This window comes from Streptomyces spinoverrucosus (assembly GCF_006539505.1).
Classification (GTDB): Bacteria; Actinomycetota; Actinomycetes; order Streptomycetales; family Streptomycetaceae; genus Streptomyces; species Streptomyces spinoverrucosus.
Window position 1 is genome coordinate 151,874 of sequence record NZ_BJND01000008.1, and the last position, 26,913, is coordinate 178,786.

The following is a 26,913-nucleotide window of genomic DNA, read 5'->3' on the forward strand; positions in this document are numbered from 1 at the left end:
CCTCGTCAGGGAGGTTATGAAGTTGAACACGCGTATGCGTCGTGCCGCCGTTGCCATCGCCGCCGGTGCGATGGCTGTCTCGCTCGCCGCCTGTGGCAGCGCTGAGGAAGCGGGCGGCGACACCGACGCCACCGGCTCCGCCGCCGCCAAGGGCGACAACATCAAGGTCGGCCTCCTCCTTCCGGAGAACAAGACCGCGCGCTACGAGAAGTTCGACCGGCCGCTGATCGAGAAGAAGATCAAGGAGCTGACGAACAACAAGGCGGAGATCCAGTACAACAACGCCCGCCAGGACGCCAACCTCCAGGCGCAGCAGGTCGACACGATGATCACCAACAAGGTGGACGTGCTGATCCTGGACGCCGTGGACGCCAAGGCGATCAAGAACTCCGTGCAGAAGGCCGCGGACGCCGGCATCAAGGTCGTCGCCTACGACCGCCTGGCCGAGGGCCCGATCAGCGCCTACACCTCGTTCGACAACGAGGAGGTCGGCCGGACCCAGGGTGAGGCCCTGCTGAAGGCCCTGGGCGACAAGGCCAAGGACAGCCAGATCGTCATGATGAACGGCTCGGTCACCGACCCGAACGCCGCCCAGTTCAAGAAGGGCGCGCACTCCGTCCTCGACGGCAAGGTGAAGATCGGCCGCGAGTTCGACACCAAGGAGTGGTCGCCGGACAACGCCAACGCCAACATGGAGGCGGCGATCACGGCGCTCGGCAAGGACAAGATCGCCGGTGTGTACTCCGCCAACGACGGCATGGCGGGCGGCATCATCACCGCCCTGAAGGCCGCCGGCATCGCCGACATCCCGGTCACCGGCCAGGACGCCGAGCTCGCCGCCGTGCAGCGCATCATCACCGACCAGCAGTACATGAGCGTCTACAAGTCCTACCCGCAGGAGGCCGAGGTCGCCGCCGAGATGGCGGTCGCGCTGGCCAAGGGCGAGAGCCTGGACTCCATCGCCAAGGACAAGGTCTCCAGCGGCAGCGCCAATGACGTCCCGTCGGTCCTGGTCCCGGTGGTCTCCCTGACCAAGGACAACATCAACGACACCGTGATCAAGGACGGCATCTACACCGCCGACGAGATCTGCGCCGGCAACTACAAGTCGGCCTGCGACAAGCTCGGCATCGACGGCTGAGTTCATCGGCGGCTGAGTTCCGGTACAGGACGGCCGTATCTTAAGGCTCCTCCGGCGCCCCGGCGTCACACACAGCCCCGCAAGCTCGACCCGGGGCGCCGGACGGAACATCCCCCCAGTCTTTCTTTCTGCACAACCTCCCGCCGGGTCAGGCGGCGAAGGAGATGGTTCACGTGTCCGCTACGCCCGTGCTGGCGTTGCGCGGGGTCTCCAAGCGGTTCGGTGCCGTTCAGGCGCTCACCGACGTAGAGCTTGAGGTCCACGCCGGTGAGGTGGTCGCCCTGGTCGGCGACAACGGCGCCGGAAAATCCACGCTGGTCAAGACGATCGCCGGCGTGCACCCCATCGATGAGGGCGTCATCGAATGGGAAGGCAAGGCCGTTTCGATCAACAGGCCGCACGACGCCCAGGCCCTGGGCATCGCGACCGTCTACCAGGACCTCGCGCTGTGCGACAACATCGACGTCGTCGGCAACCTCTTCCTCGGCCGTGAGCTGAGGAAGTGGGGCGTCCTGGACGAGGTCGAGATGGAGCGCCGCTCGCGCGAGCTGCTGAAGACGCTGTCGATCCGCATCCCCAGCGTGCGCATCCCGATCGCCTCGCTCTCCGGCGGTCAGCGCCAGACCGTGGCCATCGCGCGCTCGATGCTCGGCGAGCCCAGGCTCGTCATCCTCGACGAGCCGACCGCCGCCCTCGGTGTCGAGCAGACCGCCCAGGTCCTCGACCTGGTGGAGCGGCTGCGCGAGCGCGACCACGCGGTCATTCTCATCAGCCACAACATGGCCGACGTCAAGGCCGTCGCCGACAAGGTGGCGGTACTGCGCCTCGGCCGCAACAACGGCGTCTTCGAGGTCAAGACGACCTCGCAGGAGGAGATCATCTCCGCCATCACCGGCGCCACCGAAAACGCCGTGACCCGCCGTGCGGCGCGCACGAACGGGGAGGTTTCCAAGTGAGCATCGACAAGACCTCCACGCCCGCGGCGGACGCACACGCCGTGGAGAACCCCGAGGCGGCGGCCGCCGCGGTGACCGCGGTCGACCCCCGGCTGCTGGTGCGCGAGCAGGGCCTCGCCGGCTACCTCGGTGAGTTCAAGCGCAAGATGAAGGCGGGTGAGCTGGGCTCCATCCCGGTCGTCGTCGGCCTGATCGTCATCTGCGTCGTCTTCCAGAGCCTGAACTCCGCGTTCCTGTCCGCGCAGAACATCAGCGACATCACCGTCACGATGGTCGGCACGGGCATGATCTCGGTCGGCATCGTCTTCGTACTGCTGCTCGGCGAGATCGACCTGTCCGTCGGCTCCGTCAGCGGCGCGTCCAGCGCCATCGCGGCCGTGCTCGCGGTGAACCAGGGCTGGCCCGAGTGGCTGGCGGTGCTGTTCGCGATCGGCGCGGGTGTCGTCATCGGCGCGGCGCACGGCTTCTTCTTCGCGGTGCTCGGCGCTCCGGCGTTCGCCGTCACGCTGGCCGGTCTGCTCTTCTGGCTGGGCTTCATGCTCCAGACGCTGGGCGAGAACGGCACGATCAACCTCGACAGCGACGGCCTCATCGGCAAGCTGACGACGTACTTCTTCACGGACATCGCCGCCGCGTACGGTCTGGCGGCCGTGGTGACCGCGATCTTCTTCATCACCTCGTTCCTCGGCAACCGGCGCCGTGAGGCGGCGGGCGTCCCGTCGCGGCCGCTGAGCGACACGCTCCTGCGGACGGGGCTGCTGGCGGTGGTCTCCTTCGCCGCGGCGTTCATGTACAACCAGTACAAGGGTCTGCCGCTGGCGACCGTGATCTTCCTGGTGTTCCTGGTGGGCACGGACTTCCTGCTGCGCCGGACCTCGTACGGCCGTAAGGTCTTCGCGCTCGGTGGCAGTGTCGAGGCGTCGCGGCGTGCGGGTATCAACGTCACGGCGGTACGGATCTCCGTGTTCGCGATCTCCGGTGGGTTCGCGGCGATCGGTGGTCTGTTCCTGGCGTCGAAGATCGCGTCCGCGAACCAGAGTGCGGGTACCGGTGACCTGCTGATGAACGCGATCGCGGCGGCGGTGATCGGTGGTACGTCGCTGTTCGGTGGGCGGGGGCGTACGTGGAACGCGCTGCTCGGTGTGCTGGTGATCGTTTCCATCCAGTACGGGTTGCAGCTGGAGTCCATCGCCGAGCCGGTGAAGTACATGATCACCGCGGGTGTGCTGTTGACCACGGTGGTGATTGACTCGATCACCCGCAAGACGCAGAAGACGGCCGGTCGCGCATAGTCGCACCGCCCTGACCGTGCCCGGTGCCTCATGGGTGCCGGGCACCGTCGTGTCGTACGTTGGCGGAACATTAGACTCGTCGAGCCCGGTAACAGCTCGAACAGCTCTACTGCAAGGAGGCACGGGTGCCGCTGCTGACCCGCATCAGGGGACCGCGCGATCTGGACCGGCTCAGCCTGGAGGAGCTGGACCAGCTGGCGGAGGAGATCCGGACCTTCCTTGTCGAGGCCGTCTCCAAGACCGGCGGCCACCTCGGCCCCAACCTCGGCGTGGTGGAGCTGACCATCGCCCTGCACCGGGTATTCGACTCGCCGAAGGACAAGGTGCTGTGGGACACCGGCCACCAGGCCTACGTCCACAAGCTGCTCACGGGCCGGCAGGACTTCTCCCGGCTGAAGATGAAGGGCGGCCTGTCCGGCTACCCCTCGCAGGCCGAGTCCGAGCACGACGTCATCGAGAACAGCCACGCCTCCACGGTCCTCGGCTGGGCCGACGGCCTGGCGAAAGCCAACCAGCTGCGCAAACGCGACGACCACGTGGTCGCCGTGATCGGTGACGGCGCGCTCACCGGCGGTATGGCCTGGGAGGCGCTGAACAACATCGCCGACGCCAAGGACCGCCCCCTCGTCATCGTCGTCAACGACAACGAGCGGTCGTACGCGCCGACCATCGGCGGTCTCGCCAACCACCTCGCGACGCTTCGGACGACCGACGGCTACGAGCGGTTCCTCGCCCGCACCAAGGAGGTGCTGGAGCGCACCCCGGTCGTCGGCCGGCCGCTCTACGACACCCTGCACGGCGCCAAGAAGGGGCTGAAGGACTTCATCGCGCCGCAGGGCATGTTCGAGGACCTCGGCCTGAAGTACGTCGGCCCGATCGACGGCCACGACATCGAGGCGCTGGAGTCCGCGCTGGCCCGCGCCAAGCGGTTCGGCGGCCCCGTGATCGTGCACTGCCTCACCGAGAAGGGCCGCGGCTACCAGCCCGCCCTCCAGGACGAGGCCGACCGCTTCCACGCCGTCGGCAAGATCCACCCCGACACGGGCCTGCCGATCGCCTCCTCCGGCGCCGACTGGACCTCCGTCTTCGGCGACGAGATGGTCAAGCTCGGCAAGGAGCGCGAGGACATCGTCGCCATCACGGCCGCGATGCTCCAGCCGGTCGGCCTCGACCGGTTCGCGAAGATCTTCCCCGAGCGGGTGTACGACGTCGGCATCGCCGAGCAGCACGGCGCCGTCTCCGCGGCGGGCCTGGCCACCGGCGGACTGCACCCCGTCTTCGCCGTGTACGCCACCTTCCTCAACCGCGCCTTCGACCAGGTCCTGATGGACGTCGCCCTGCACAAGTGCGGCGTGACCTTCGTGCTGGACCGGGCGGGCATCACCGGCACCGACGGCGCCTCCCACAACGGCATGTGGGACATGTCGATCCTCCAGGTCGTCCCGGGCCTCAGGCTCGCCGCCCCGCGCGACGCCGAGCAGGTGCGCGCCCAGCTGCGCGAGGCCGTCGACGTCGACGACGCGCCGACCGTGGTGCGCTTCTCCAAGGGCGCCGTCGGCCCCGCCGTACCCGCCGTGGGCCGTATCGGCGGCATGGACGTACTGCGCGAGCCCGGCACCACCACCCCGGACGTGCTGCTCGTCTCGGTGGGCGCCCTCGCGCCGATGTGCCTGGAGATCGCCTCCCTCCTCGACAAGCAGGGCATCTCCACCACCGTCGTCGACCCGCGCTGGGTCAAGCCCGTCGACGAGGCCATGGCCCCGCTCGCCGAGCGGCACCGCGTGGTCGTCACCGTCGAGGACAACTCCCGCGTCGGCGGTGTCGGCTCGACCATCGCCCAGGCCCTGCGGGACGCGGGCGTCGACGTACCGCTGCGCGACTTCGGCATCCCGCCGCGCTTCCTCGACCACGCCTCCCGCGCCGAGGTCATGGCGGAGATCGGGCTGACCGCCCCGGACATCGCCCGCCAGGTCACCGGCCTGGTCTCGCGGCTCGACGGGCGCTACGAGCGGGCCGCCGCCGACGAGATCGAGGCCGCGCGGGACTGACTCCCACGCAGCACCGAAAGCCTCTGAATGGGCCGGTTTCACCACTGCCAAGAGTGGTGAAACCGGCCCATTCGCGTGAGACGGCTCGCGTCGGGGCATACGCATTAAGCCCCCTCTCGATCATGTCGAGGACGACAAGCGTGGGAGGTACGCCGTGAGCAGCACCCTTTTCCGGACGAAGAAGGTCGAGCAGTCCATCCTCGATACCGAGGAGCCAGAGCACGCGCTCAAGAAATCCCTGTCCGCCCTGGACCTGACGGTCTTCGGCGTCGGTGTGATCATCGGCACCGGCATCTTCGTCCTCACCGGCGCCGTCGCGAGGAACAACGCCGGACCCGCCGTCGCGCTGGCCTTCGTCGCGGCCGGCGTCGTCTGCGCCCTTGCCGCGCTCTGCTACGCCGAGTTCGCCTCCACCGTCCCGGTGGCCGGCTCCGCGTACACCTTCTCGTACGCCTCCCTGGGCGAACTGCCCGCCTGGATCATCGGCTGGGACCTGGTCCTGGAGTTCGCGCTCGGTACGGCGGTGGTCGCCGTCGGCTGGTCGGGGTACATCGCGTCGCTGATGGACAACGCGGGCTGGCAGCTGCCCGAGGCGCTCGGCACCCGGGAGGGCGCCGACGGCTTCGGCTTCGACATCCTCGCCGCCGCCCTGGTGCTGGTGCTCACCGCCATCCTCGTGGTCGGCATGAAGCTCTCCGCGCGGGTCACCTCCGTCGTCGTCGCCATCAAGGTGACCGTCGTCCTCGTCGTGATCATCGCGGGCGCCTTCTTCATCACCGGCAGCAACTACGACCCGTTCATCCCCGAGCCGGTGCCCGTGGAGGCCGGGCAGAACCTGGACGCGCCGCTCATCCAGCTGATGTTCGGCTGGGCGCCCTCCAACTTCGGCGTGATGGGCATCTTCACCGCCGCCTCCGTGGTGTTCTTCGCCTTCATCGGCTTCGACATCGTGGCCACCGCCGCCGAGGAGACCAAGAACCCGCAGCGCGACATGCCCCGCGGCATCCTCGGCTCCCTGTTCATCTGCACCGTCCTGTACGTGGCGGTGTCGATCGTCGTCACCGGTATGCAGCACTACAGCCAGCTGTCCGTGGACGCCCCGCTCGCCGACGCGTTCAAGGCCACCGGGCACCCCTGGTACGCGGGCTTCATCAGCTTCGGCGCGGCGGTGGGCCTGACCACGGTCTGCATGATCCTGCTCCTCGGCCAGACCCGCGTCTTCTTCGCGATGAGCCGTGACGGACTGCTGCCCCGCTTCTTCTCCCGCGTCCACCCGCGGTTCAGGACCCCGCACCGGCCGACCATCCTGCTCGGCGTGCTCATCGCGGTCCTCGCGGGCTTCACGCCCCTGCAAGAACTCGCCGCACTGGTGAACATCGGCACGCTGTTCGCCTTCGTCGTAGTCGCGATCAGCGTGATCATCCTCCGCAAGACCCGCCCCGACCTGCACCGCGCCTTCCGCACCCCCTGGGTGCCCGTGCTGCCGATCGTGTCCGTGCTGGCCTCGCTGTGGCTGATGCTGAACCTGCCCGCCGAGACCTGGGTCCGCTTCGCCATCTGGATGGCGGCCGGGTTCGTCGTCTACTTCCTCTACGGCCGCTCCCACAGCCGCCTCGGCCGCCACGAGGAAACCACGGTCGAGGAGGTCATGAAACCCGAACGCGGCAACGAAGGGTGAGCATCCCGTTCTGATCACCCGGCCTCGTATGTCCTGCTTCAGTGGGACATACGAGGCCGGATAGCGTACGGCCCATGCGCGCCGAGCCCCTCGCCCTGCCACGCTCCGTAGCCGCACCGCGGGTGGCGCACCGCTACTGGACCGGGCTGCTGCCCCTGCTGGCCGCGCTGGCCTGCCTCACCCGCGCGCCCTCCTTCGCACGACCGCTGTGGAACCCCGACGAGGGCTATCTCGCCGTACAGGCACGGATGCTGGCGCACGGTGGAGAGCTGTACGAGACGGTCGTGGACCGCAAGCCGCCGCTGGTGCCGTGGCTGTACGAGGCGGCCTTCGCGCTGGCCGGGTCCGAGTCGCTCGCCCCGGTGCGGGCGCTGGCGGTGCTCGCACAGCTGCTCACGGCCGTCCTGCTGGCGTCACTCGCGCGGCGGCGATGGGGCGATGGCGCGGGTCGTACCGCCGGGGTGCTGTACCTGCTGGTCTCCGTCGGGCTCAACCCCGAGGACGCGCAGGCCGCCGGATTCGAGGTGTTCATACTGCCGTGCACGGCCGCCGCGATGTGGTGCGCGGACCGGCGCCGCTGGGGCGCGGCGGGCGCGGCCGTCGCCGGGGCCTTCCTCGCCAAGCAGACCGGGGCGGCCGTACTGCTGCCGGTGATCTGGCTGTACGTCCGTACCGGCGGCGGTGCGCGGGGTGGGCTGCTGTGGCTCGCGGCCGGGTTCGCCGTACCGGTGCTGTGCGCGGCCCTGGTCACCGATCCGGCGGGCTTCCTGTTCTGGACGGTGACCGGATCGCGGGCGTACGCCTCCTTCACCGGCTCCGAACTGCACGTCCTGGCCCGGGCACTGGCCAACACCGCGATCCTGGGCGTCGGATGCGTGGGGCTGCTGCCGCCGGTGGTCCGGGTGCTGCGCGTGGCCCGCACCGGGGCGGGGGAGCTGTGGCTGTGGCTGGCCGCGTCGGCCGGGGCGGTGCTGGCCGGGTTCCACTTCTTCGGCCATTACTACCTGCAACTCCTGCCGCCGCTCGCCCTGTTGGCGACCGCCGCCCTGCAGATCCTGCCCCGCGACCGCCTGGTGACCGCCGTCGTCACCTCGGCCTGCTGCTGCGGCCTCTTCCTCGCCTGGGGCCTGTTCGCCCCACGCCCCGAACTCGCCCACGCCCAGCGCCTCGCGGAGGCCACCGCCCGCCGCACCGATCCCGGCGACCGCGTCCTGGTCTGGGGCATGCACCCGGAGACGTACTGGCTCGCCGACCGCGCCCCCGCCAGCCGCTACCTCACCGCCGGTCTCCTCACCAACTACAGCGGCGGCCGCGACGGCCCACAGGTCGGCGAGAAGCACGCCGTCGAGGGCGCCTGGCCGACGTTCCGCGCGGAACTCGCCGCGCATGCCCCGGCCCTGATCGTGGACGACTCCCGCGGCAAGCCGTACGCACCGCAGCGGGTGCCGAGCCTCAGGAAGGTGCTGGTGGCGGGGTACGAGGAGGTGGGGGAGGTGGACGGGGCGGTGCTGTATGCCCGAACGGCCGGGAGTGCGGACCGGCCCTAGCGGTGCACCGTCCGTGGTCCCGCCACCTCCGCGCCCAGTTCCGTCACCCGGCGCCTGAGTTCGCGGTCGGCGGTGACGACCAGGCAGGGGCGGTCGCCGGCCTCGGTGACCAGCTCGACCATGCGGTCGTCGCCGCTGCCGGACGCCGCGTCGACCCGTACGCCCGGCACGGACTCCACCCCGCGGGCCGCGCCCTCCACCACCAGGACGATGTCCACCGGCCCCGCGTGACCGGGCAGGCCGTCCGCCGCCAGCCGGTCGCGCAGGCGTTCGGCCGCGCCGTGCCGGTCGCGCCACCAGCCGTCGGGTACCGAGCCGACCACGTTGGCGGCGTCCACGATGACCAGGAGCGGGGCAGTCATGTCACCCAGGGTCGCACGAGCCACCGAGGGGAACCCGGGGGATGCCCGATTAAAGTAGGAGCGTGTCAATGGTCCCTGCGGTGAACGGCGACTGGCTGATACGAGGCCGAGACGGACGGCTCAGTGCCTACGCCCTCAGCGGCGAGGCCGTCCATTGCCGGGCCGAGCGCCATCCGGGCGGCGCGTGGCTGCCGTCCCGCAGGATGGGCGGCGAACAGCGGCTGTTGCCCGGCCTCGCGGTCGGCCAGGGAGCCGACAGTTACGCGCACCTCGTCGCCTGGCGGCCCACTCCGGGCGGTGAGGCGGGCCTGGTGCACTCCACGCACTTCCGCCCGCACCTCGCCCCGCTGGATTGGCTGCCGATCGGCCACCCCAACAAGAAGGGCGAGCGGACCGGGATGCCCGCCGTGGCCGTGGACGCAGAGGGGCGCGCCTACGTCTTCGTACGCAATCGCGGCAAGGGCGTGCAGACCATCAACCAGAAGGAGCGCGGCGGCTGGAACGGCTGGCACGACCTGAAGGGCTCCCGGGTCGACGAGGAACTCGTCGCCGTCACGGGCGAGTCGGGCCGGGTCGAGGCCTACGCCACCAACCCCGACGGCATCCTGCGCTGGCACCAGCAGGAGCCGGGCGCGCGCCCGGTCGCCGCCGATCCGCTGCCGGTGCGGGTGGCGCCGGGTTCGCTGAGCGCGCTGCCCACCTCGAAGGAGTACACGACGCTGTACTTCACGGACCCCGAGGGCACGCTGTACGCCTGGCGTCCCGACGGTGACCCGATCGCGCTGATCGCCGCGGCCGGGCCGGGGCCGGTGGCGGTCCTGCGCTGTGTGCTGGAGGGCCACGACTGCACCCTGCTCGCCCAGCGTTCGTCCTCCGGGCGGGTGGCCTTCGCGGCGTATCCCACCGAGCAGGAGTCGGCGGGCCTGTGGTGGACCGAGTCCGGGCCCCAGTTGCCGGTGGGCTCGCGGGTCGCGCTGGCGGAGGACGCCGAGGGCCGCGTCGTCGCCGCGACGTCCACGGCGGACGGCGAACTGCGCCTGGCCCGGCAGAAGGAGGAGCCGGGGCTGGCGTTGGCGGCGTGGCAGGTGGTCTGACGTCCAGGGGATGGGCGTACATGTTGCCGCCATGCTCTGTTCACCGAACGCTCATCCTATGATGGGCCAGCTCGGCGTCCCGTACACAGGTTCGGGATGGGCAGGTCAGCCGTGTCGAGGGTCAGGGAAAGGGCAGGTCACGTCATGCGGACGGGATCCGGGCGCCTCGCCGTCCGAGGGAGAACGAGAGCGGTCGTCGGCACCGAGGAGGCGTCGGCGGCGAGGCAGGCGGGCACCCCACGCCACGCGGCCCAGTACACCCCGTCCGGCCGGTGGCTCGTCCTCGGCAAGGACGGCCGGCTGACCGCCTACGCCCGCACCGACGCGGGGCTGCTGCGCTGGACCGAGCTGCGGCCGGGCGGCCCGGCCTGGACCGGCCCCGACTTCTTCCCGATACCCGGCCTCACCCATCTGTCGGTCGCTCAGGGCGCCGACGGCTACGTGCACTTCCTCGGGCGGCGCGAGGTCCGCAAGGGCGACGGGCCGCCCGTCGTCGACGTCGTGCACGCCATCCAGTACCAGAGCGGCAGGCCGGTCACCGAGTGGCGGTCGCTGGGCAACCCGCACCAGGACCCCGAGAAGGCGGCCCGCTTCGGCGTGCCCGTGGCCGCGGTCAGCGCCTCGGGCCGGGTGTACGTCTTCGCGCGCAACGCCGGAGGCGGAGTGATGCTGCGCCGGGAGTCGCCCACGGGGAAGTGGGAGGCGTGGCGCGACCTCAATGGCAACCGCGTGCGGGACGGGCTCGCCGCGGTCGCGCATGCCTCCGGGCGCATCGAACTGCTCGCGGGCGGTGAGCAGAACGTCATGTGGTGGCGCCAGTCCCAGGCCGACGGCGACTTCGGGCGGGAGCCGAACATCCCGCTGCGGGTGGCGCCGGGCACGGCGACGGTGCTGGAGACGGGCCCGGACCGGGCGACGTACTTCTGGGCCGACCCACAGGACGGCGGGCTCCTCGCCCACCGCCCCGGCGGCTCTCCGATCCCCCTCGGCGGTGCGCCGGCCGGGGACCCGGTGACGGCGCTGCGCGCGGTCCTCGACGGCTACGACTGCACCGTACTGGCCCACCGCGACCTCGACGCGCACGTCATGCTCGCCGCGTACGGCACGGAGAACGAGCAGGCCGGCGTGCGGTGGTCCCCGACCGGCCAACATTGCGTCGGCGCCCCGGCGTTGGCGCTCGACGGCCACGGCCGGGTGGTCCTGGCGACGCTGGGCCACGACGGCGCCCTGCACGTGTCCCGCCAGACCGGCGAACCGGGCCTGTCACTGGCTCCGTCGATGCGCGTCTGAGAAGCCGAGGACGATGAAAAGAGGGCCCCCGCCACGGCGGAGGCCCTCTGTCGCATCAAGCGGTTACGCCGGGACGCTCGCGACCCCAGCCTGAAGGAACCGCTTCCCGTTCACCCGCTCGGAGACGCCCTCGCGGTCCAGGTACGGCGTGATGCCGCCCAGGTGGAACGGCCAGCCGGCGCCGGTGATCAGGCACAGGTCGATGTCCTGCGCCTCGGCGACGACGCCCTCGTCGAGCATCAGCCCGATCTCCTGCGCCACCGCGTCCAGCACGCGCGCCCGTACCTGCTCCTCGGTCAGGACGCTGTCGCCCTGCTTCAGCAGCGCGGCGACCTCCGGGTCCAGCTCGGGCTTGCCGCTGTCGTAGACGTAGAAGCCGCGCTTGCCCGCCTCGACGACCGCCTTGAGGTTCGGGGAGACCGTGAAGCGGTCCGGGAACGCCTTGTTGAGCGTCTCGGAGACGTGCAGCCCGATCGCCGGGCCGACCAGCTCCAGCAGCACCAGCGGCGACATCGGCAGACCCAGCGGCTCGACCGCCTTCTCCGCCACGTCCACCGGCGTGCCCTCGTCGATGACGTTCTGGATCTCGCCCATGAAGCGGGTCAGGATGCGGTTCACGACGAACGCCGGGGCGTCCTTCACCAGCACCGCCGTCTTCTTCAGCTTCTTGGCCACCGCGAAGGCGGTCGCCAGCGAGGCGTCGTCCGTCTTCTCGCCGCGGACGATCTCCAGCAGCGGCAGCACCGCGACCGGGTTGAAGAAGTGGAAGCCGACGACCCGCTCGGGGTTCTTCAGCTTCGACGCCATCTCCGACACGGAGAGGGACGAGGTGTTCGTCGCGAGGATCGCGTGCGCCGGGGCGACCGCCTCGACCTCCGCGAACACCTGCTGCTTGACGCCCATCTCCTCGAACACGGCCTCGATGACGAAGTCCGCGTCCGCGAAGCCCTCGGCCTTGTCCAGGACACCGGTCACCAGGGCCTTCAGGCGGTTGGCCTTGTCCTGGTTGATGCGGCCCTTGCCGAGCAGCTTGTCGATCTCGGCGTGGACGTAGCCCACACCCTTGTCGATGCGCTCCTGGTCGATGTCGGTCAGCACGACCGGCACCTCCAGACGACGCAGGAAGAGCAGCGCCAGCTGAGAGGCCATCAGACCGGCGCCGACGACGCCGACCTTGGTGACCGGACGCGCCAGGTTCTTGTCCGGGGCGCCCGCCGGGCGCTTGCCGCGCTTCTGCACCAGGTTGAACGCGTAGATACCGGCGCGCAGTTCACCACCCATGATCAGGTCGGCGAGCGCCTTGTCCTCGGCGTCGTAGCCCTGCTGGAGGTCGCCGTTCTTGGCGGCGGCGATGATGTCCAGGGCGCGGTAGGCGGCCGGGGCGGCGCCGTGCACCTTGCCGTCGGCGAAGGCACGGCCGCGCTCGACGGCCTGGTCCCAGGCGTCACCGCGGTCGATCACCGGGCGCTCGATCTCGATGTCGCCCTTGAGGACGGACGCCGTCCAGATGAGCGACTGCTCCAGGAAGTCGGCGCCCTCGAAGAGCGCGTCGGCGATGCCGAGTTCGTAGACCTGCTTGCCCTTGAGCTGCTTGTTCTGGTTGAGGCTGTTCTCGATGATCACCGAGACGGCCTTGTCGGCGCCGATCAGGTTCGGCAGCAGCGTGCAGCCGCCCCAGCCGGGGACCAGGCCGAGGAAGACCTCGGGCAGGGAGAACGCCGGGAGGGCCGCGGACACCGTGCGGTAGGTGCAGTGCAGGCCGACCTCGACGCCGCCGCCCATCGCGGCGCCGTTGTAGTACGCGAACGTCGGCACGGCGAGGCCCGCGAGCCGCTTGAAGACGTCGTGGCCGCCCTTGCCGATGGCGTAGGCGTGGTCCCACTCCTTGAGCAGCTCGACGCCCTTGAGGTCGGCGCCGACGGCGAAGATGAACGGCTTGCCGGTGATGCCGACGCCGACGATGTCGCCGTCCGCGGCCTCCTTCTCGACCTGGTCGATGGCGGCGTTCAGGTTCGCCAGCGATTGCGGGCCGAAGGTGGTCGGCTTGGTGTGGTCCAGGCCGTTGTCCAGCGTGATCAGGGCGAACCGCCCGGCGCCGAACGGCAGGTCGAAGTGGCGGACGTGCGCCTGGGTCACGACCTCGTCCGGGAACAGCTCGGCCGCCCCCTTCAGGAGCTCAGCGGTGGTGCTCACTTGTTGCCTCCGTCGAAGTGCGGGTTCTCCCAGATGACCGTCGCGCCCATGCCGAAGCCGACGCACATGGTGGTCAGGCCGTAGCGGACGTGCGGCTGCTCCTCGAACTGGCGGGCCAGCTGCGTCATCAGGCGGACGCCGGAGGAGGCCAGCGGGTGGCCGAAGGCGATGGCACCGCCGTACTGGTTGACGCGCTCGTCGTCGTCCGCGATGCCGTAGTGGTCGAGGAAGGCCAGGACCTGGACGGCGAAGGCCTCGTTGATCTCGAAGAGGTTGATGTCCTCGATGGACAGGCCCGCCTTGGCGAGGGCCTTCTCGGTGGCCGGGATCGGGCCGTAGCCCATGACCTCCGGCTCGACGCCCGCGAAGGCGTAGGAGACCAAGCGCATCTTGACCGGCAGGCCGTGCTCGCGCGCGAAGTCCTCGGAGGCGATGATCGAGGCGGTGGCGCCGTCGTTCAAACCGGCCGCGTTACCGGCGGTGACCCGGCCGTGGACGCGGAACGGGGTCTTCAGACCCGCCAGGTTCTCCAGCGTCGTACCCGGGCGCATCGGCTCGTCGGCGGTGACCAGTCCCCAGCCCGTCTCACCGGCCTCCGCGTTCGTGCGGCGCACCGAGATCGGCACCAGGTCGGCCTGGATCTTGCCGTTGGCGTACGCCTTGGCGGCCTTCTCCTGCGAGCGCACGGCGTACTCGTCGGCGCGCAGCTTGGTGATGTGCGGGTAGCGGTCGTGCAGGTTCTCCGCGGTCATGCCCATGAACAGGGCGGACTCGTCGACCAGCTTCTCGCTGACGAACCGCGGGTTCGGGTCGACGCCCTCGCCCATCGGGTGGCGACCCATGTGCTCGACACCACCGGCGATGACGGCGTCGTACGCGCCGAATGCGATGGAACCGGCCGTGGTGGTCACGGCGGTCATCGCGCCCGCGCACATGCGGTCGATGGAGTAGCCGGGCACCGACTGCGGCAGGCCCGCGAGGATGCCGGCGGTACGGCCGATGGTCAGGCCCTGGTCACCGATCTGCGTGGTCGCGGCGATGGCGACCTCGTCGATCTTCTTGGGGTCGAGACCGGGGTTGCGGCGCAGCAGCTCCCGGATCGCCTTCACGACAAGGTCGTCGGCGCGGGTCTCGTGGTAGATGCCCTTCGGGCCCGCCTTGCCGAACGGGGTGCGGACGCCGTCGACGAAGACGACGTCCCTGACGGTACGAGGCACGATGGCTCTCCTCCAGGGTGCGGGACGCTGAGCGCTTGCTCATACTCATGCTACTTATGAGTAACGTAGCTGCCCAGTCCCCGCTGGTCGAGCGGCGAAGGTCACATCGAAACCGCAGACCGGTACGGCGCTCACCGAGACGGCGGCGCCGTCGACCCCCGAGGTGTCAGCACCGGCGTGGGAACGGGGTGCGACCCCGGTCCTTCCCCCGTAATCACCCCGAACAACGTCCGCGCCACATCCGCCCCGAACCCGTGCACGTCATGACTCATCGCGGACAACGTCGGATGCGTCAGCCGGCACAGCTGCGAGTCGTCCCACGCCAGCAGCGACACGTCGTCCGGCACCTTCAGCCCCATCTCGGCGGCCACCGAAAGCCCGGCCACCGCCATGATGTCGTTGTCGTAGACGATCGCCGTCGGCCGGTCCGGCGCGGCCGCGCTGAGCAGTGACCGTGTCGCCCGCGCCCCCGCCTCGCCGGAGAAGTCGGTCGCCACCTGCCACGCCCCGGCCGGCGCCAGCGCCCGCGCCGCCTCGTCGAACGCGGCCGTGCGGATCGCCGTGTGCCCGAGGGCGGCCGCGCCGCCGACCCGGGCGATCCGCCGGTGCCCGAGCGCGGCCAGATAGCGCACCGCCTCGGTGACGGCGGTGGCGTCGTCGGTCCACACGGAGGTCAGGCCCCCGGTCAGCGACGGATGCCCCACGGCCACCACGGGCAGCCCCAGCCGCTCGGCCACGGCCACCCGGGGGTCGTCGGCCTGGAAGTCCACCAGGATCGACCCGCCGATCTGCCGCCCCTTCCACCACGACTCCAGCAGCCCGGCCTCCTGCTGAAGGTTCCGCACCAGCCGCAGCAGCAGCGAGCAGGAGTGCTCGGTCAGCACGCTCTCCACACCCGAGACGAACTCCATGTAGAACGGTTCGAGCCCCAGCATCCGCGCCGGCCGGCAGATCGCCAGCCCCACCACGTCCACCCGCGCCCCCGCCAGCGACCGCGCGGTCAGGTTCGGCGCCCACCCCAGCTCCCGCGCCGCCCGGAAGATGCGCTCCCGGGTCGCCTCCGACAGCCCCGGTTTGTGGTTGAAGGCCAGCGACACCGCACCCTTGGACACCCCGGCGCGCGCGGCGACGTCCTTGATGGTGACGCGGGATGCGGTCATCGCGCGGGCTCCACGCAGTACAGGGCGGCCCGGGCGGCGGCCGCGTCCGGAGCCCGCCAGCCGCTGACGCCGAAGGTCACCCGCTCACCGGGCAGCAGCGTCACCAGCCCACGATCGGCCCGCGCGTCCGGGTCCAGCCGATCGGCCTGCAGCAGCAGATCCCGTACGAGGGTGTGGGCAGTCACCGCGATCCCGCCCGGCACGAGTTCGACGTCGAACTCCGGCCGCGGGTACGGGATCTCCCGGTCCGGCGCCGGAAACCGCAGCGCCCGCAACCCTTGCGCGTTCGCCACCAGGAACTCCTTCGCCCCGTCCGGCTCCAGCTCGCGCGGCACCCGCACCAGGGCCACCTCCCGAGCCCCGGCCGTGAATGCCACGCTGGCCCCGCCGAGCACCCCGCCGTCGACCGACATCCGGCGCAGCGTCACCTCACCGGTCCACTCCCGCGCCGCCTGGTTCACCACGGCCACCACCAGCCCGCCGCCCCGCTCCTGCACGGTCAGCAACCGGTCGGCGTACAGCCGCCGCAGCTCGTGGTAGAGCGGTTTCTCCCGCCCGTCGCCGTCGATCGCCGCCCAGGACGTCACCGGCCAGCAGTCGTTCAGCTGCCACACCACCGTCCCCGCACACACCGGCCAGTGCGAACGCCAGTGCTCGATCCCGGCGGCGATGGCCCGCGCCTGGTTGACCTGCGTGAGGTAGTGCCATCGGTCGAAGTCCCCCTCGGGGAAGGCGAAATGCCGCTCCAGTCCCCGGCGCAGCTTGCCGTTGCCGTCCTCCGCCTTCTGGTGGTGCAGCATCCCGGGGGAGTCGGCGGCGAGTTCCTCACCCGGCAGCGCCCGCCGCAGCGTGGCGTACGCGGGCGGCGCCTGCCAGCCGAACTCCGCGACGAACCGCGGCACATGGAGCCGGTAGTCGGCATAGTCGGACCGGTTCCACACCTCCCAGGAGTGGTGCGTCCCGTGCGCCGGATCGTTCGGGTGGTGCCGCCAGGACCCGGACCACGGACTCCCCGCCGCGTACGGCCGCGTCGGATCCAGCTCGGCCACCACCCGCGGCAGCAGCCCCAGGTAGTACCCCTCGCCCCACGACTCCCCGGCGAGTCGCCGCTCCCAGTCCCAGTCCCGGAAGCCCCACAGGTTCTCGTTGTTCCCGTTCCACAGCACCAGCGAGGGATGCGGCATCAGCCGTACGACGTTCTCCCGGGCCTCGGCCTCCACCTCGCCCCGCAGCGGCTGCTCCTCCGGGTAGGCCGCGCACGCGAACGGAAAGTCCTGCCACACCAGCAGCCCGAGTTCGTCGCACGCGGTGTAGAAGTCCTCGCTCTCGTAGATCCCCCCGCCCCACACCCGCACCAGGTCCACCCCGGCATCGGCGGCCTGCCGCAACCGCTTCCGGTACCGCTCCCGCGTGATCCGCGAGGGAAAGACGTCGTCCGGAATCCAGTTCACCCCGCGCGCGAAGAGCCGCTCACTGTTGACGACCAGCGTGAAGCCGGTTCCGTACGCGTCCGCCGACGTGTCCAGCTCGACGCTGCGGAACCCGATGCGCCGCCGCCACACGTCGAGCGCCTCGTCCCCGTGCAGCAGCGTCAACTCGACGTCGTACAACGCCTGTTCACCGTACCCACGTGGCCACCACAGCTCGGGATCCGCCACTTCCAGCCGTACGACCCCCTGGGAGCCGTCGATCTCCGCCCGCGCCCGCGCCTCACCCACCCGGGCCTCGACGACCAGCTCGGCCTCGACCCGCGTGCGCTCCACGTCGACGTGCAGCTCGACCCGCCCCGTGCCCTCCTCGACCGTCACCAGCGGGCGCACCCGGGCGATCCGGGCCGTCGACCAGTGCTCCAGTCGCACCGGCCGCCAGATCCCGGCCGTCACCAGGGTCGGCCCCCAGTCCCAGCCGAAGGAGCAGGCCATCTTGCGGAGGTACTGGTAGGGCTCGGCGTAGGCGCCCGGCCGCTCACCCAGCCGTCCGCGCACGGCCTCGGCCTCGGTGTAGGCGGAGGCGAACCGCACGGTGAGCCGCCCCTGGAGACCGGTCACGTCGAAGCGGTACGAGCGGTGCATGTTCCGTACCCGGCCGAGGAGTTGACCGTCGAGCAGGATCTCGGCGGCCGTGTCGAGCCCCTCGAAGACGAGGTCGGTCTGCTCCTGCGCGGAGCCCGCGTCCAGCTCCCGCTCGTAGGTCCACTCCCGCCGCCCGACCCACGCCACCTCGGCCTCGTTCCGCCCGAGGAACGGATCCGGGATCACCCCCGCGGCCAGCAGATCGGTGTGCACACAGCCGGGGACCTCGGCGGGGAGGGCGTCCCCCTCGTGCCGCAGGATCCATCCGTCGGTGAGCGGTGCGGCCTCCAGCATGCGCTCTCTCCCTAAACCGGTCTATTCCAGCTCCCCCGCAGTGCCACCAGCCTTGGCGAGATTGGGACTTTACCGGTTGAGAAAGCGCTGTCAGAGTGCCGAATCAGCCAACCCGCAGTGCTCGTCCGGTCCGGCATTCGAGAACGGAGCTGATGCACATGAACCGCCGTACAGTCCTCGCAACGGCCGCGGCGACGGCCGCCCTGCTGCTCGCCGCGTGCACCGGAACCGGAGGCACGTCCAAAGGCGCGGACGCGAAGGCGCCCGACGACCCGTCGAAGGTGAGCGGGACCATCACGGTCCTCACCCAGCGGACCGACCTCGTGCAGGACGGCACGATGGAGAAGTACGCCGCCGAGTTCAACAAGACCTATCCCGGGGTGAAGGTCGAGTTCCAGGCCCTCACCAACTACGAGGCCGAGGTAAAGATCCGGATGAACACGGAGAACTACGGCGACGTCCTGATGATCCCCGCGGTGATCAAGAAGGCCGACTACCCGAAGTTCTTCGCCTCGCTCGGCACCGTGGCCGAACGCAGTAAGAAGTACCGTTTCACCGACTTCACGGCCGTCGACGGCAAGGTCTACGGACAGAGCCCGATCGGCGTGATGCCCGGCTTCGTCTACAACAAGCGGGTCTGGCGGGAGGCCGGGATCACCGAGTGGCCCACGACTCCCGATGAGTTCCTGGCCGGCCTGAAGGCGATCAAGGACAAGACCGACGCGATCCCGTACTACACCAACTTCGCCGCCGGATGGCCGCTCACCTCCTGGACGTACGTCAACGGCTCGGTCCACTGCGACACCCAGGCGACCACCAAGCTCGCCGAGGGCGACCCTTGGGCCGAGGGCGCCGAGCTGGGCGTCGGGGACACGCTGCTGTACGAGATCGTGCGCCGGGGCCTCGCCGAGAAGGACCCGACGACCACCAACTGGGAGGAGTCAAAACCCCGGTTGGCCAAGGGCGAGATCGCCACGCAGTGGCTCGGCACCTGGGCGATCATCCAGTTCCAGGACGCCGCCCGGCAGGCCGGGGTGAACCCCGACGACATCGGTTTCATGCCGTTCCCGGCCCAGGCGGACGGCCGGTTCTGCGCGGCCCTCAGCCCCGACTACAACCAGGCCGTCAACATCCACTCCGAGCACAAGGAGGCGGCCCGCGCCTGGATCGACTGGTTCACCGACAAGTCCGGCTACGTCGAGGACAACCTGGCCCTCTCCCCGCTCCAGAACGCCCCGCTGCCCGAGGTGCTGAAGCCGTACGAGGACGCGGGCGTCAAGCTCATAGAGCTCGACGACGCGGCGGGCGCGCAGGTCAAGGAGATCGACGCCCAGTCGGAGGTCGGCATCTACGCCCCCGACTACCGCCAGGACCTCGTCGACCTCGCGCGCGGCGCCCGGCAGGGCAGCCTGGACGGTTTCCTGGACGACCTCGGCGAGAAGTGGACGGCGGCGCAGGCGAACGCGGGGTCGTGATGACGGACACGACGCACAAGGCGGCGCGGCCCTCGCCGGTTGCGCCCCCGGCCCCCGTACCGGCCAAGGCCCCGCGCGGCGCCCGCCGGTGGCGGGGCCTGACCCCCTGGCTGTTCCTGCTCGCCCCGCTGGCGCTGCTCCTGGTCTTCACCTACGCGCCGATCGTCAACATGGTCGCCTACAGCTTCACCGACTGGGACGGCGTGAGCCCGGAACTGCACTACACGGGCGTCGGCAACTACGTCGAGATCTTCACCCGCGAGGACCTCTTCCAGGTCTTCTTCGTCTCCGGCTACTACCTCGCCGCCTCCGTCGTGCAGATCGCCGCCGCGCTGTACTTCGCGACGATCCTGGGCTTCAACGTCCGCTTCCGGAACTTCTTCAAGGGCGTGCTCTTCTTCCCGTACCTGATCAACGGGGTCGCGATCGGCTTCGTCTTCCTCTACTTCTTCCAGGACGGCGGCACCCTCGACTCCGTCCTCGGCCTGTTCGGCGTCCACACGGACCACGCCTGGCTCGGCACACCGACATCGGCGAACACCTCTCTGGCGGGCGTGTCGGTCTGGCGCTACCTCGGCCTGAACTTCGTCCTGTTCCTGGGCGCGATCCAGTCCATCCCGTCCGAGCTGTACGAGGCGGCCGAACTGGACGGCGCGAACCGCTGGCAGCAGTTCCGCCACATCATCGCCCCCGGCATCAAACCGGTCCTGACCCTGACCGTGATCCTCTCGATCTCCGGCTCGCTGTCGGCCTTCGAGATCCCGTACATCATGACCGGCGGCGCGACCGGCACCGAGACCTTCGTGATCCAGACCGTGAAGCTGGCCTTCCAGTTCAACAAGACGGGACTCGCCTCGGCGGCGGCCGTCGTGCTGCTGCTGATCATCCTGGCGGTGACGTGGGTGCAGCGGCGGCTCGTTCCCGACGAGAGGGTGGACCTCGTATGACACGCCGCGCGGTGGCCCGCACGCTGGTGTACCTGTCGCTGCTCGGGGCGACCGTGGTCGTCCTGCTGCCGCTGGCCGTGGTCTTCCTGACGTCGCTCAAGTCCGACGAGGAACTGGCGAACGGCAGCGGCGCCCTGACCCTCCCCGAGAAACTGTTCAACGTCGGCAACTACGTGACGGCGTTCCAGGACGGCCGGATGCTCTCGGCGTTCGCCAACACGGCCTTCATCCTGCTGTTCGCCATCGGCGGGACGGTCCTGATCGGCTCCATGACGGCGTACGCGATCGACCGCTTCCAGTTCCGCCTCAAGAAACTGGTGGTGGCGCTGTTTCTGATCGCCGCGCTGGTCCCCGGGGTGACCACCCAGGTGGCGACCTTCCAGATCGTCACCAGCTTCGGGATGTTCGACACCCGGTGGGCGCCGATCGTGCTCTACATGGGCACGGACATCGTGTCGATCTACATCTTCCTGCAGTTCGTCCGGTCCATCCCGATCTCCCTGGACGAATCGGCCCGCCTGGACGGCGCCAACGCCTTCACCATCTACCGAAGGATCATCTTCCCGTTGCTGAAACCGGCGATCGCCACGGTGGTGATCGTGAAGGGGATCACCGTCTACAACGACTTCTACATCCCCTTCCTCTACATGCCGTCACAGGACCTTGGCGTGATATCGACGTCCCTGTTCCGCTTCCGCGGCCCCTTCGGAGCCCACTGGGAGGTGATCTCGGCGGGCGCGGTACTGGTGATCCTCCCGACGCTGATCGTGTTCCTGCTGCTGCAGCGCTACATCTACAACGGCTTCATGCGAGGAGCGACCAGGTGAGACGCCTTTAGGGCGAAAGCCCTACGGGGCTTTGGCGGACAGCGCAGCCACCAGAACCGGCGTAACCAGCTCCACCTGCCACTCCCGAGCCCCGTACCCACGCAGCACCCCGACAACGGCCTCCACGTCGGCAGACGGCGGCTCCCAGCACACCCGCCGCACCGTGTCCGGCGCAATCAGGTTCTCCTGCGGCAGCCCGAGCTCCTCGGCCAGCGCGGAAACCCCGGCGCGCGCCGCCGACAGCCGGGCGGCCGCCGCCGGGTCCTTGTCGGCCCACGCCCGCGGCGGCGGAGGCCCCGTGACCGGCTGCCCCGGCTGCGGCAGCTGCGCCTCCGACAGCGCCCTGGCGCGATCCACCGCGGCCTGCCACTGCTCCAGCTGCCGCCGCCCCATCCGATGCCCGAACCCGTTCAGCGCGGACAGCGCGTGCACCGTGCCCGGAAGCGCGAGCGCGGCCTCCACGATGGCCGCGTCCGACAGCACCTTGCCCGGCGAGATGTCTCTGCGCTGCGCGATCCGGTCCCGGGTCTGCCACAGCTCGCGCACCACGGCGAGCTGCCGCCGCCGGCGCACCTTGTGCATGCCGGACGTACGGCGCCAAGGGTCCTTGCGGGGCTCCGGCGGCGGCGCGGCCACGATCGCGTCGAACTCCTGCCGGGCCCACTCCAGCTTGCCCTGCCGGTCCAGCTCCTTCTCCAGCGCGTCCCGCAGATCGACGAGCAGCTCGACGTCGAGGGCCGCGTACCGCAGCCAGGGCTCGGGGAGCGGGCGGGTGGACCAGTCGACGGCGGAGTGGCCCTTCTCCAGGACGAAGCCGAGCACGCTCTCGACCATGGCGCCCAGGCCGACCCGCGGGAATCCGGACAGCCGCCCGGCCAGCTCGGTGTCGAACAGCCGCGTCGGCACCATGCCTATCTCCCGTAGGCACGGCAGGTCCTGGGTGGCGGCGTGCAGGACCCACTCCACGCCGGACAGCGCCTCACCGAGCGCCGACAGGTCGGGGCAGGCCACGGGGTCGATCAGCGCGGTGCCCGCGCCTTGCCGGCGCAGCTGCACGAGGTACGCGCGCTGTCCGTAGCGGTAGCCGGAGGCGCGCTCGGCGTCGACGGCGACGGGGCCGGAGCCGGCGGCGAAGGCGGCGATCACCTCGGCGAGGGCGGCCTCGTCCGCGATCACGGGCGGAATGCCCTCACGCGGCTCCAGCAAAGGGATCGGCGCCTCCGTAACAGAAGATCCGCCGTCTTCCGGAGGGGCGCCTCCGGTGATGCGCAGTGAACTGTCTGCTGCGGTTTCTTGGGCGTCGGTCACCTGTCAAGGGTATCTGTGTATGGACAGCGCCCGCCGACGGAACGTTCCGTCGGCGGGCGCGCGGGGGTCGCAAACCAGTCAGATCCATGCGGGATACCGGTCACGACCGAGGGGAGACGCGGGCGGGCATCGGCGGCTCGATCCCGTTCACGTCAGTGAATGCCGAGGTGACTCGGCCAGGTGGCGGCTCGGGGAAGATCTTGGGGGAGGGGTGGGGGGAAGCGAAGGAGAGGGCTTGCGGAGAGCGGGGGCGACTCTGTGTGGGGGGCGGTCGTCAGTGGATGATGCCGGTGCGCAGGGCCACGGCGACCATCCCGGCGCGGTCACCCGTGCCGAGCTTGCGGGCGATGCGGGCGAGGTGGCTCTTGACGGTCAGTGCGGACAGGCCCATCGAGACGCCGATCGCCTTGTTCGACTGGCCTTCGGCGACCAGGCGCAGCACCTCGACCTCGCGGCCGGACAGCTCGCGGTAGCCACCCGGGTGACTCGGGGCACCCGGGGGGCGGCGGTGCAGACGGGCGGCGGCCGCGCCGATGGGGGCGGCACCGGGCCGGGTGGGGAGCCCGACGTTGGTGCGGGTGCCGGTGACGACGTAGCCCTTCACGCCGCCCGCGAGGGCGTTGCGCACGGCACCGATGTCGTCGGCGGCGGACAGGGCGAGCCCGTTGGGCCAGCCGGCGGCGCGGGTCTCCGACAGGAGCGTCAGACCGGAACCGTCCGGGAGGTGGACGTCGGCGACGCAGATGTCACGGGGGTTGCCGATGCGGGGACGAGCCTCGGCGATGGACGAGGCCTCGATGACATCGCGCACACCGAGCGCCCACAGATGGCGGGTGACGGTGGAGCGGACGCGGGGATCGGCCACGACCACCATCGCGGTCGGCTTGTTCGGGCGGTAGGCGACCAGGCTTGCGGGCTGCTCTAGGAGAACGGACACCAGGCCTCCTGGGTGCGGGACGGGGTCGGCTCGTGGGGGGTGAAGCCGGGACGAACCGTGCTTTCAAGGTCACAGTCGTCTTCGGCACCAAACCGGTCCGCCTTTAGAGAATGATCACGATCTGGTGAGTAACAATCCGAGCAATTCGGACACGCGATCGATCACCCGAAGATCGAACGGTTTCGGTTCGATTCGATGTCCGGTCGAAAGCGGCCGTATCGCCAAAGAGATCAGCCCGAACGGGTGCATGCGGGTGTGCGCGGCGCGTCAGCGGGACTGCGGGCCGCGCCGCTGCGGCAGGGTCACCACGGAAGCGTCGCCCGGCCCCGCCGGCGGCAGGCCCGCGACCTGGGCGAGCAGGTCGCACCAGGAGGCGAGGTGGGCCGCGGTGTCCGGCACGCCGCCCAGGCCCTCACGGGGCGTCCAGGAGGCCCGGATCTCGATCTGCGAGGCGGCGGGGCGCGCGGACAGCCCGCCGAAGTAGTGCGAGCTCGCGCGCGTGACCGTGCCGCTCGGTTCCCCGTACGTCAGCCCGCGCGCCTGCAGCGCTCCGGTCAGCCAGCTCCAGCACACCTCGGGCAGCAGCGGGTCGGCGGCCATCTCCGGCTCCAGTTCCGCCCGCACCAGCGTCACCAGGCGGAAGGTGCCGTGCCAGGCGTCGTGCCCGGCGGGGTCGTGCAGCAGCACCAGGCGGCCGTCGGCGAGATCCTGGTCGCCGTCGACGACGGTGGCCTCCAGCGCGTACGCGTGCGGGGCCAGCCGCTGGGGCGCGCGCGTGGTTTCGACCTCGATCTGCGGCCGCAGCCGTGCGGAGCGCAGCGCCTCGACGGCGGCCCGGAAGGGCGGCGGAGCCGTGTCGCCCGTATGCAGGTCCCCCTCCTTCGGGTCGTCCATTCCGCCAGCGTCGTCCGACAGTCGTCCCTGAGCCGCAGCCATGCGGTGCAGATTAAGGGGAATGAACGCCGGGCGCAGGCTAGACACCCCGCCCAGCGGTGCGGGGTCGCCGTGGTCAGCCGCACCCGAGGCCCCGCCATGCCCTTGTTGCCGCCATGCGAAACTTGCCCCGTGAGTGCCAACGGAAGCCCCACGGGCCAGCAGCCGACAGCGACGTACGACTCCGCCTTCCTCAAGGCGTGCAGGCGCGAGCCCGTGCCGCACACGCCGGTGTGGTTCATGCGGCAGGCCGGGCGCTCCCTGCCCGAGTACCGGAAGGTGCGCGAGGGCATCCCGATGCTGGAGTCGTGCATGCGGCCCGACCTGGTCACCGAGATCACCCTGCAGCCGGTGCGCCGGCACAACGTGGACGCGGCGATCTACTTCAGCGACATCGTCGTCCCCCTCAAGGCCATCGGTGTCGACCTCGACATCAAGCCCGGCGTCGGCCCGGTCGTCGAGCGCCCGATCCGCTCCCGCGCCGACCTGGCCCAGCTGCGCGACCTGACCCCCGAGGACGTCTCCTACGTCACGGAGGCGATCGGCCTGCTGACCGCCGAGCTCGGCGAGACGCCCCTGATCGGCTTCGCGGGCGCCCCGTTCACCCTCGCGAGCTACCTCGTCGAGGGCGGCCCGTCCCGCACGTACGAGAACGCCAAGGCGATGATGTACGGCGACCCCGAGCTGTGGGCCGACCTCCTCGACCGCCTCGCGGACATCACCGCCGCCTTCCTCAAGGTGCAGATCGAGGCCGGCGCGAGCGCGGTGCAGCTCTTCGACTCCTGGGCCGGCGCCCTCGCCCCCGCCGACTACCGGCGTTCCGTCCTGCCCGCCTCGTCGAAGGTGTTCCGCGCGGTCGAGGCGTACGGCGTCCCGCGCATCCACTTCGGCGTCGGCACCGGCGAGCTGCTGGGCCTGATGGGCGAGGCCGGCGCGGACGTCGTCGGCGTCGACTGGCGCGTGCCGCTCGACGAGGCCACCCGCCGCGTCGGCCCCGGCAAGGCGCTGCAGGGCAACCTCGACCCGACGGTCCTGTTCGCCCCGCAGGAGGCCGTCGAGGCCAAGACCCGTGAGGTCCTGGACGCGGCAGCGAACCTGGAGGGCCACGTCTTCAACCTCGGCCACGGCGTGATGCCGTCCACCGACCCGGACGCGCTCACCCGACTCGTCGAGTACGTCCACACCCGGACCGCCCGCTGACGCCTCACCACGCCTGCCGGGGCCGCGCCCGCCTGCCGAACAGCAGGCCGGGCGGCTCCGGCGGTGGTGGTGTGCCCGGCTTCAGAGGCCAGGCGAGCAGCATGCCGACGAGGAAGCCGACGATGTGCGCCGCGTACGCCACGGTGCCCGCGTCGGAGACGCCCTCGCCGGCGGAGTACACCGCCTGGAGCCCGAACCAGGAGCCCAGCACCAGCCAGGCCGGCAACCTCAGCGGCAGGAAGATCAGGAACGGGACCAGCACCCACACCCTGGCCTTCGGATACAGCACCAGATACGCGCCCAGCACACCGGCGATCGCTCCCGATGCGCCGATCAGCGGCTCGGCGGACTCGGCGTTCAGCAGCGCGAAGCCGTACGACGCCGTGTAGCCGCAGGCGCCGTAGAACAGCGCGAAGCGCACATGCCCCATGCGGTCCTCGATGTTGTTGCCGAAGATCAGCAGGAACAGCATGTTGCCCAGCAGATGCAGCCAGCTGCCGTGCAGGAACATCGCCGTGAGCACGCTCAGTTCGGGCGACTTGTCGTACGTGGGCGGGGCCACCACGCAGCCCGGGCCCTGCGGGCCGACCGCGACCTCGCCGGTGGGTACCAGCCGGGGCATCTGATGGTGGATCAGTTCCTGGGGCACCGCCGCGTACCGGTCGAGGAACGCCTGGAGATGGCACAGTTGCGCCAGGCTGCCGTCACCCGCCACCGAACCCGCGAGGCCGGGCATGAACACGAAGACGACGACGTTCACCGCGATCAGCGCGTAGGTCACCCAGGCCGTGCGGCGCGCGGGGTTCGTGTCATGGACGGGGATCACCACAAGGAAGTAGTGCCCTCGATACGCCCGCCGAATCGGTGAACGCGGCCGACCGGGCGTGCGTATGTCTACTCGACCGGCCGCGGCACGGCGAGGCGCGTCGCGGGACGACGTGA

Annotated in this window: 21 protein-coding genes; 12 read left to right on the plus strand and 9 right to left on the minus strand. The window is 70.5% G+C overall.

What is annotated here, in order from left to right; genetic code table 11:
- Nucleotides 1-34: 34 nt before the first annotated feature.
- From SSP24_RS06800 to SSP24_RS06825, 6 genes are all read left to right on the plus strand, one after another.
- Complete coding sequence (locus SSP24_RS06800; RefSeq protein ID WP_167529536.1) at nucleotides 35-1,141, plus strand: substrate-binding domain-containing protein; 1,107 nt, start codon at nucleotides 35-37, stop codon at nucleotides 1,139-1,141.
- Between the two features lie 164 nt (nucleotides 1,142-1,305).
- Nucleotides 1,306-2,097 carry an ATP-binding cassette domain-containing protein gene (locus SSP24_RS06805; protein WP_167529532.1) on the plus strand — a complete coding sequence of 264 codons (792 nt, stop codon included), beginning with the start codon at nucleotides 1,306-1,308 and terminating at the stop codon, nucleotides 2,095-2,097.
- On the plus strand, nucleotides 2,094-3,389 hold the full coding sequence (locus tag SSP24_RS06810) for a sugar ABC transporter permease (RefSeq protein WP_141307875.1): 1,296 nt from the start codon (nucleotides 2,094-2,096) through the stop codon (nucleotides 3,387-3,389). Before SSP24_RS06805 ends, SSP24_RS06810 begins: the two co-directional genes overlap by 4 nt.
- A gap of 125 nt (nucleotides 3,390-3,514) precedes the next feature.
- Entirely contained in the window at nucleotides 3,515-5,437 is a 1,923-nt protein-coding gene (gene dxs / locus SSP24_RS06815) for a 1-deoxy-D-xylulose-5-phosphate synthase (RefSeq protein WP_141307876.1), read from the plus strand.
- A gap of 154 nt (nucleotides 5,438-5,591) precedes the next feature.
- A complete protein-coding gene (locus tag SSP24_RS06820; RefSeq protein ID WP_141307877.1) occupies nucleotides 5,592-7,115 on the plus strand; it encodes an amino acid permease in 1,524 nt (507 codons plus the stop codon).
- A gap of 74 nt (nucleotides 7,116-7,189) precedes the next feature.
- A complete protein-coding gene (locus SSP24_RS06825) occupies nucleotides 7,190-8,662 on the plus strand; it encodes a glycosyltransferase family 39 protein (RefSeq protein WP_141307878.1) in 1,473 nt (490 codons plus the stop codon).
- Here the strand turns inward: SSP24_RS06825 and SSP24_RS06830 are convergent.
- Nucleotides 8,659-9,024, minus strand: a complete 366-nt coding sequence (locus SSP24_RS06830; protein WP_141307879.1) for a PIN domain-containing protein — start codon at nucleotides 9,022-9,024, stop codon at nucleotides 8,659-8,661. The genes SSP24_RS06825 and SSP24_RS06830 overlap by 4 nt on opposite strands.
- A gap of 68 nt (nucleotides 9,025-9,092) precedes the next feature.
- On the opposite strand from SSP24_RS06830, the gene SSP24_RS06835 reads away from it, so the two are divergent.
- Both SSP24_RS06835 and SSP24_RS06840 read left to right on the plus strand, forming a co-directional pair.
- Nucleotides 9,093-10,118, plus strand: coding sequence for a PLL family lectin (locus SSP24_RS06835; protein ID WP_141308234.1), 1,026 nt, complete (start codon nucleotides 9,093-9,095; stop codon nucleotides 10,116-10,118).
- 144 nt (nucleotides 10,119-10,262) lie between these two features.
- Entirely contained in the window at nucleotides 10,263-11,408 is a 1,146-nt protein-coding gene (locus SSP24_RS06840) for a DUF8189 domain-containing protein (protein ID WP_141307880.1), read from the plus strand.
- 63 nt (nucleotides 11,409-11,471) lie between these two features.
- Here SSP24_RS06840 and SSP24_RS06845 read toward each other — a convergent pair whose 3' ends face one another.
- The 4 genes from SSP24_RS06845 to SSP24_RS06860 all read right to left on the minus strand — a co-directional run bounded on the left by SSP24_RS06845 (nucleotide 11,472) and on the right by SSP24_RS06860 (nucleotide 18,344).
- Nucleotides 11,472-13,601, minus strand: coding sequence for a 3-hydroxyacyl-CoA dehydrogenase NAD-binding domain-containing protein (locus SSP24_RS06845; protein WP_141307881.1), 2,130 nt, complete (start codon nucleotides 13,599-13,601; stop codon nucleotides 11,472-11,474).
- A complete protein-coding gene (locus tag SSP24_RS06850) occupies nucleotides 13,598-14,818 on the minus strand; it encodes a thiolase family protein (RefSeq protein ID WP_141307882.1) in 1,221 nt (406 codons plus the stop codon). The genes SSP24_RS06845 and SSP24_RS06850 overlap by 4 nt, the downstream gene beginning before the upstream one ends.
- A gap of 131 nt (nucleotides 14,819-14,949) precedes the next feature.
- Entirely contained in the window at nucleotides 14,950-15,978 is a 1,029-nt protein-coding gene (locus SSP24_RS06855) for a LacI family DNA-binding transcriptional regulator (protein ID WP_141307883.1), read from the minus strand.
- Nucleotides 15,975-18,344 (minus strand): glycoside hydrolase family 2 protein, encoded by a 2,370-nt coding sequence (locus SSP24_RS06860; protein ID WP_141307884.1) that lies wholly within the window; start codon nucleotides 18,342-18,344, stop codon nucleotides 15,975-15,977. The genes SSP24_RS06855 and SSP24_RS06860 overlap by 4 nt, the downstream gene beginning before the upstream one ends.
- 158 nt (nucleotides 18,345-18,502) lie before the next feature.
- On the opposite strand from SSP24_RS06860, the gene SSP24_RS06865 reads away from it, so the two are divergent.
- Genes SSP24_RS06865 through SSP24_RS06875 form a run of 3 tightly spaced genes read left to right on the plus strand, consistent with a single transcriptional unit; the run spans nucleotide 18,503 to nucleotide 21,593 of the window.
- The gene (locus SSP24_RS06865; protein WP_141307885.1) at nucleotides 18,503-19,819 is read left to right on the plus strand and encodes an ABC transporter substrate-binding protein; all 1,317 of its coding nucleotides are present in this window, start codon (nucleotides 18,503-18,505) and stop codon (nucleotides 19,817-19,819) included.
- Nucleotides 19,819-20,766 (plus strand): carbohydrate ABC transporter permease, encoded by a 948-nt coding sequence (locus SSP24_RS06870; RefSeq protein WP_141307886.1) that lies wholly within the window; start codon nucleotides 19,819-19,821, stop codon nucleotides 20,764-20,766. Before SSP24_RS06865 ends, SSP24_RS06870 begins: the two co-directional genes overlap by 1 nt.
- On the plus strand, nucleotides 20,763-21,593 hold the full coding sequence (locus SSP24_RS06875) for a carbohydrate ABC transporter permease (protein ID WP_141307887.1): 831 nt from the start codon (nucleotides 20,763-20,765) through the stop codon (nucleotides 21,591-21,593). Before SSP24_RS06870 ends, SSP24_RS06875 begins: the two co-directional genes overlap by 4 nt.
- A gap of 21 nt (nucleotides 21,594-21,614) precedes the next feature.
- Here the strand turns inward: SSP24_RS06875 and SSP24_RS06880 are convergent, their stop codons facing one another.
- The 3 genes from SSP24_RS06880 to SSP24_RS06890 all read right to left on the minus strand — a co-directional run bounded on the left by SSP24_RS06880 (nucleotide 21,615) and on the right by SSP24_RS06890 (nucleotide 24,732).
- On the minus strand, nucleotides 21,615-22,901 hold the full coding sequence (locus SSP24_RS06880) for a ribonuclease D (RefSeq protein WP_141307888.1): 1,287 nt from the start codon (nucleotides 22,899-22,901) through the stop codon (nucleotides 21,615-21,617).
- Nucleotides 22,902-23,175: 274 nt separating this feature from the next.
- The gene (locus SSP24_RS06885) at nucleotides 23,176-23,838 is read right to left on the minus strand and encodes a response regulator transcription factor (RefSeq protein WP_003993737.1); all 663 of its coding nucleotides are present in this window, start codon (nucleotides 23,836-23,838) and stop codon (nucleotides 23,176-23,178) included.
- Between the two features lie 267 nt (nucleotides 23,839-24,105).
- Nucleotides 24,106-24,732 (minus strand): DUF3000 domain-containing protein, encoded by a 627-nt coding sequence (locus tag SSP24_RS06890; protein WP_229864885.1) that lies wholly within the window; start codon nucleotides 24,730-24,732, stop codon nucleotides 24,106-24,108.
- A gap of 171 nt (nucleotides 24,733-24,903) precedes the next feature.
- Between SSP24_RS06890 and hemE the strand changes: the two genes are divergently transcribed.
- Nucleotides 24,904-25,971, plus strand: a complete 1,068-nt coding sequence (gene hemE, locus SSP24_RS06895) for a uroporphyrinogen decarboxylase (protein WP_141307890.1) — start codon at nucleotides 24,904-24,906, stop codon at nucleotides 25,969-25,971.
- Nucleotides 25,972-25,975: 4 nt separating this feature from the next.
- On the opposite strand, the gene SSP24_RS06900 is transcribed toward hemE, so the two are convergent.
- Entirely contained in the window at nucleotides 25,976-26,800 is an 825-nt protein-coding gene (locus tag SSP24_RS06900) for a rhomboid family intramembrane serine protease (RefSeq protein WP_141307891.1), read from the minus strand.
- Nucleotides 26,801-26,913: the final 113 nt, after the last annotated feature.

Excerpts from the sequence above, each read along its gene's own strand:
- SSP24_RS06800 (WP_167529536.1), top strand. The coding sequence starts at position 35 with ATGCGTCGTGCCGCCGTTGCCATCGCCGCCGGTGCGATGGCTGTCTCG.
- SSP24_RS06805 (WP_167529532.1), top strand. The coding sequence starts at position 1,306 with ATGGTTCACGTGTCCGCTACGCCCGTGCTGGCGTTGCGCGGGGTCTCC.
- SSP24_RS06825 (WP_141307878.1), top strand. The coding sequence starts at position 7,190 with ATGCGCGCCGAGCCCCTCGCCCTGCCACGCTCCGTAGCCGCACCGCGG.
- SSP24_RS06830 (WP_141307879.1), bottom strand. The coding sequence starts at position 9,024 with ATGACTGCCCCGCTCCTGGTCATCGTGGACGCCGCCAACGTGGTCGGC.
- SSP24_RS06835 (WP_141308234.1), top strand. The coding sequence starts at position 9,093 with ATGGTCCCTGCGGTGAACGGCGACTGGCTGATACGAGGCCGAGACGGA.
- SSP24_RS06840 (WP_141307880.1), top strand. The coding sequence starts at position 10,263 with ATGCGGACGGGATCCGGGCGCCTCGCCGTCCGAGGGAGAACGAGAGCG.
- SSP24_RS06855 (WP_141307883.1), bottom strand. The coding sequence starts at position 15,978 with ATGACCGCATCCCGCGTCACCATCAAGGACGTCGCCGCGCGCGCCGGG.
- SSP24_RS06860 (WP_141307884.1), bottom strand. The coding sequence starts at position 18,344 with ATGCTGGAGGCCGCACCGCTCACCGACGGATGGATCCTGCGGCACGAG.
- SSP24_RS06865 (WP_141307885.1), top strand. The coding sequence starts at position 18,503 with ATGAACCGCCGTACAGTCCTCGCAACGGCCGCGGCGACGGCCGCCCTG.
- SSP24_RS06870 (WP_141307886.1), top strand. The coding sequence starts at position 19,819 with ATGACGGACACGACGCACAAGGCGGCGCGGCCCTCGCCGGTTGCGCCC.
- SSP24_RS06875 (WP_141307887.1), top strand. The coding sequence starts at position 20,763 with ATGACACGCCGCGCGGTGGCCCGCACGCTGGTGTACCTGTCGCTGCTC.
- SSP24_RS06890 (WP_229864885.1), bottom strand. The coding sequence starts at position 24,732 with ATGGACGACCCGAAGGAGGGGGACCTGCATACGGGCGACACGGCTCCG.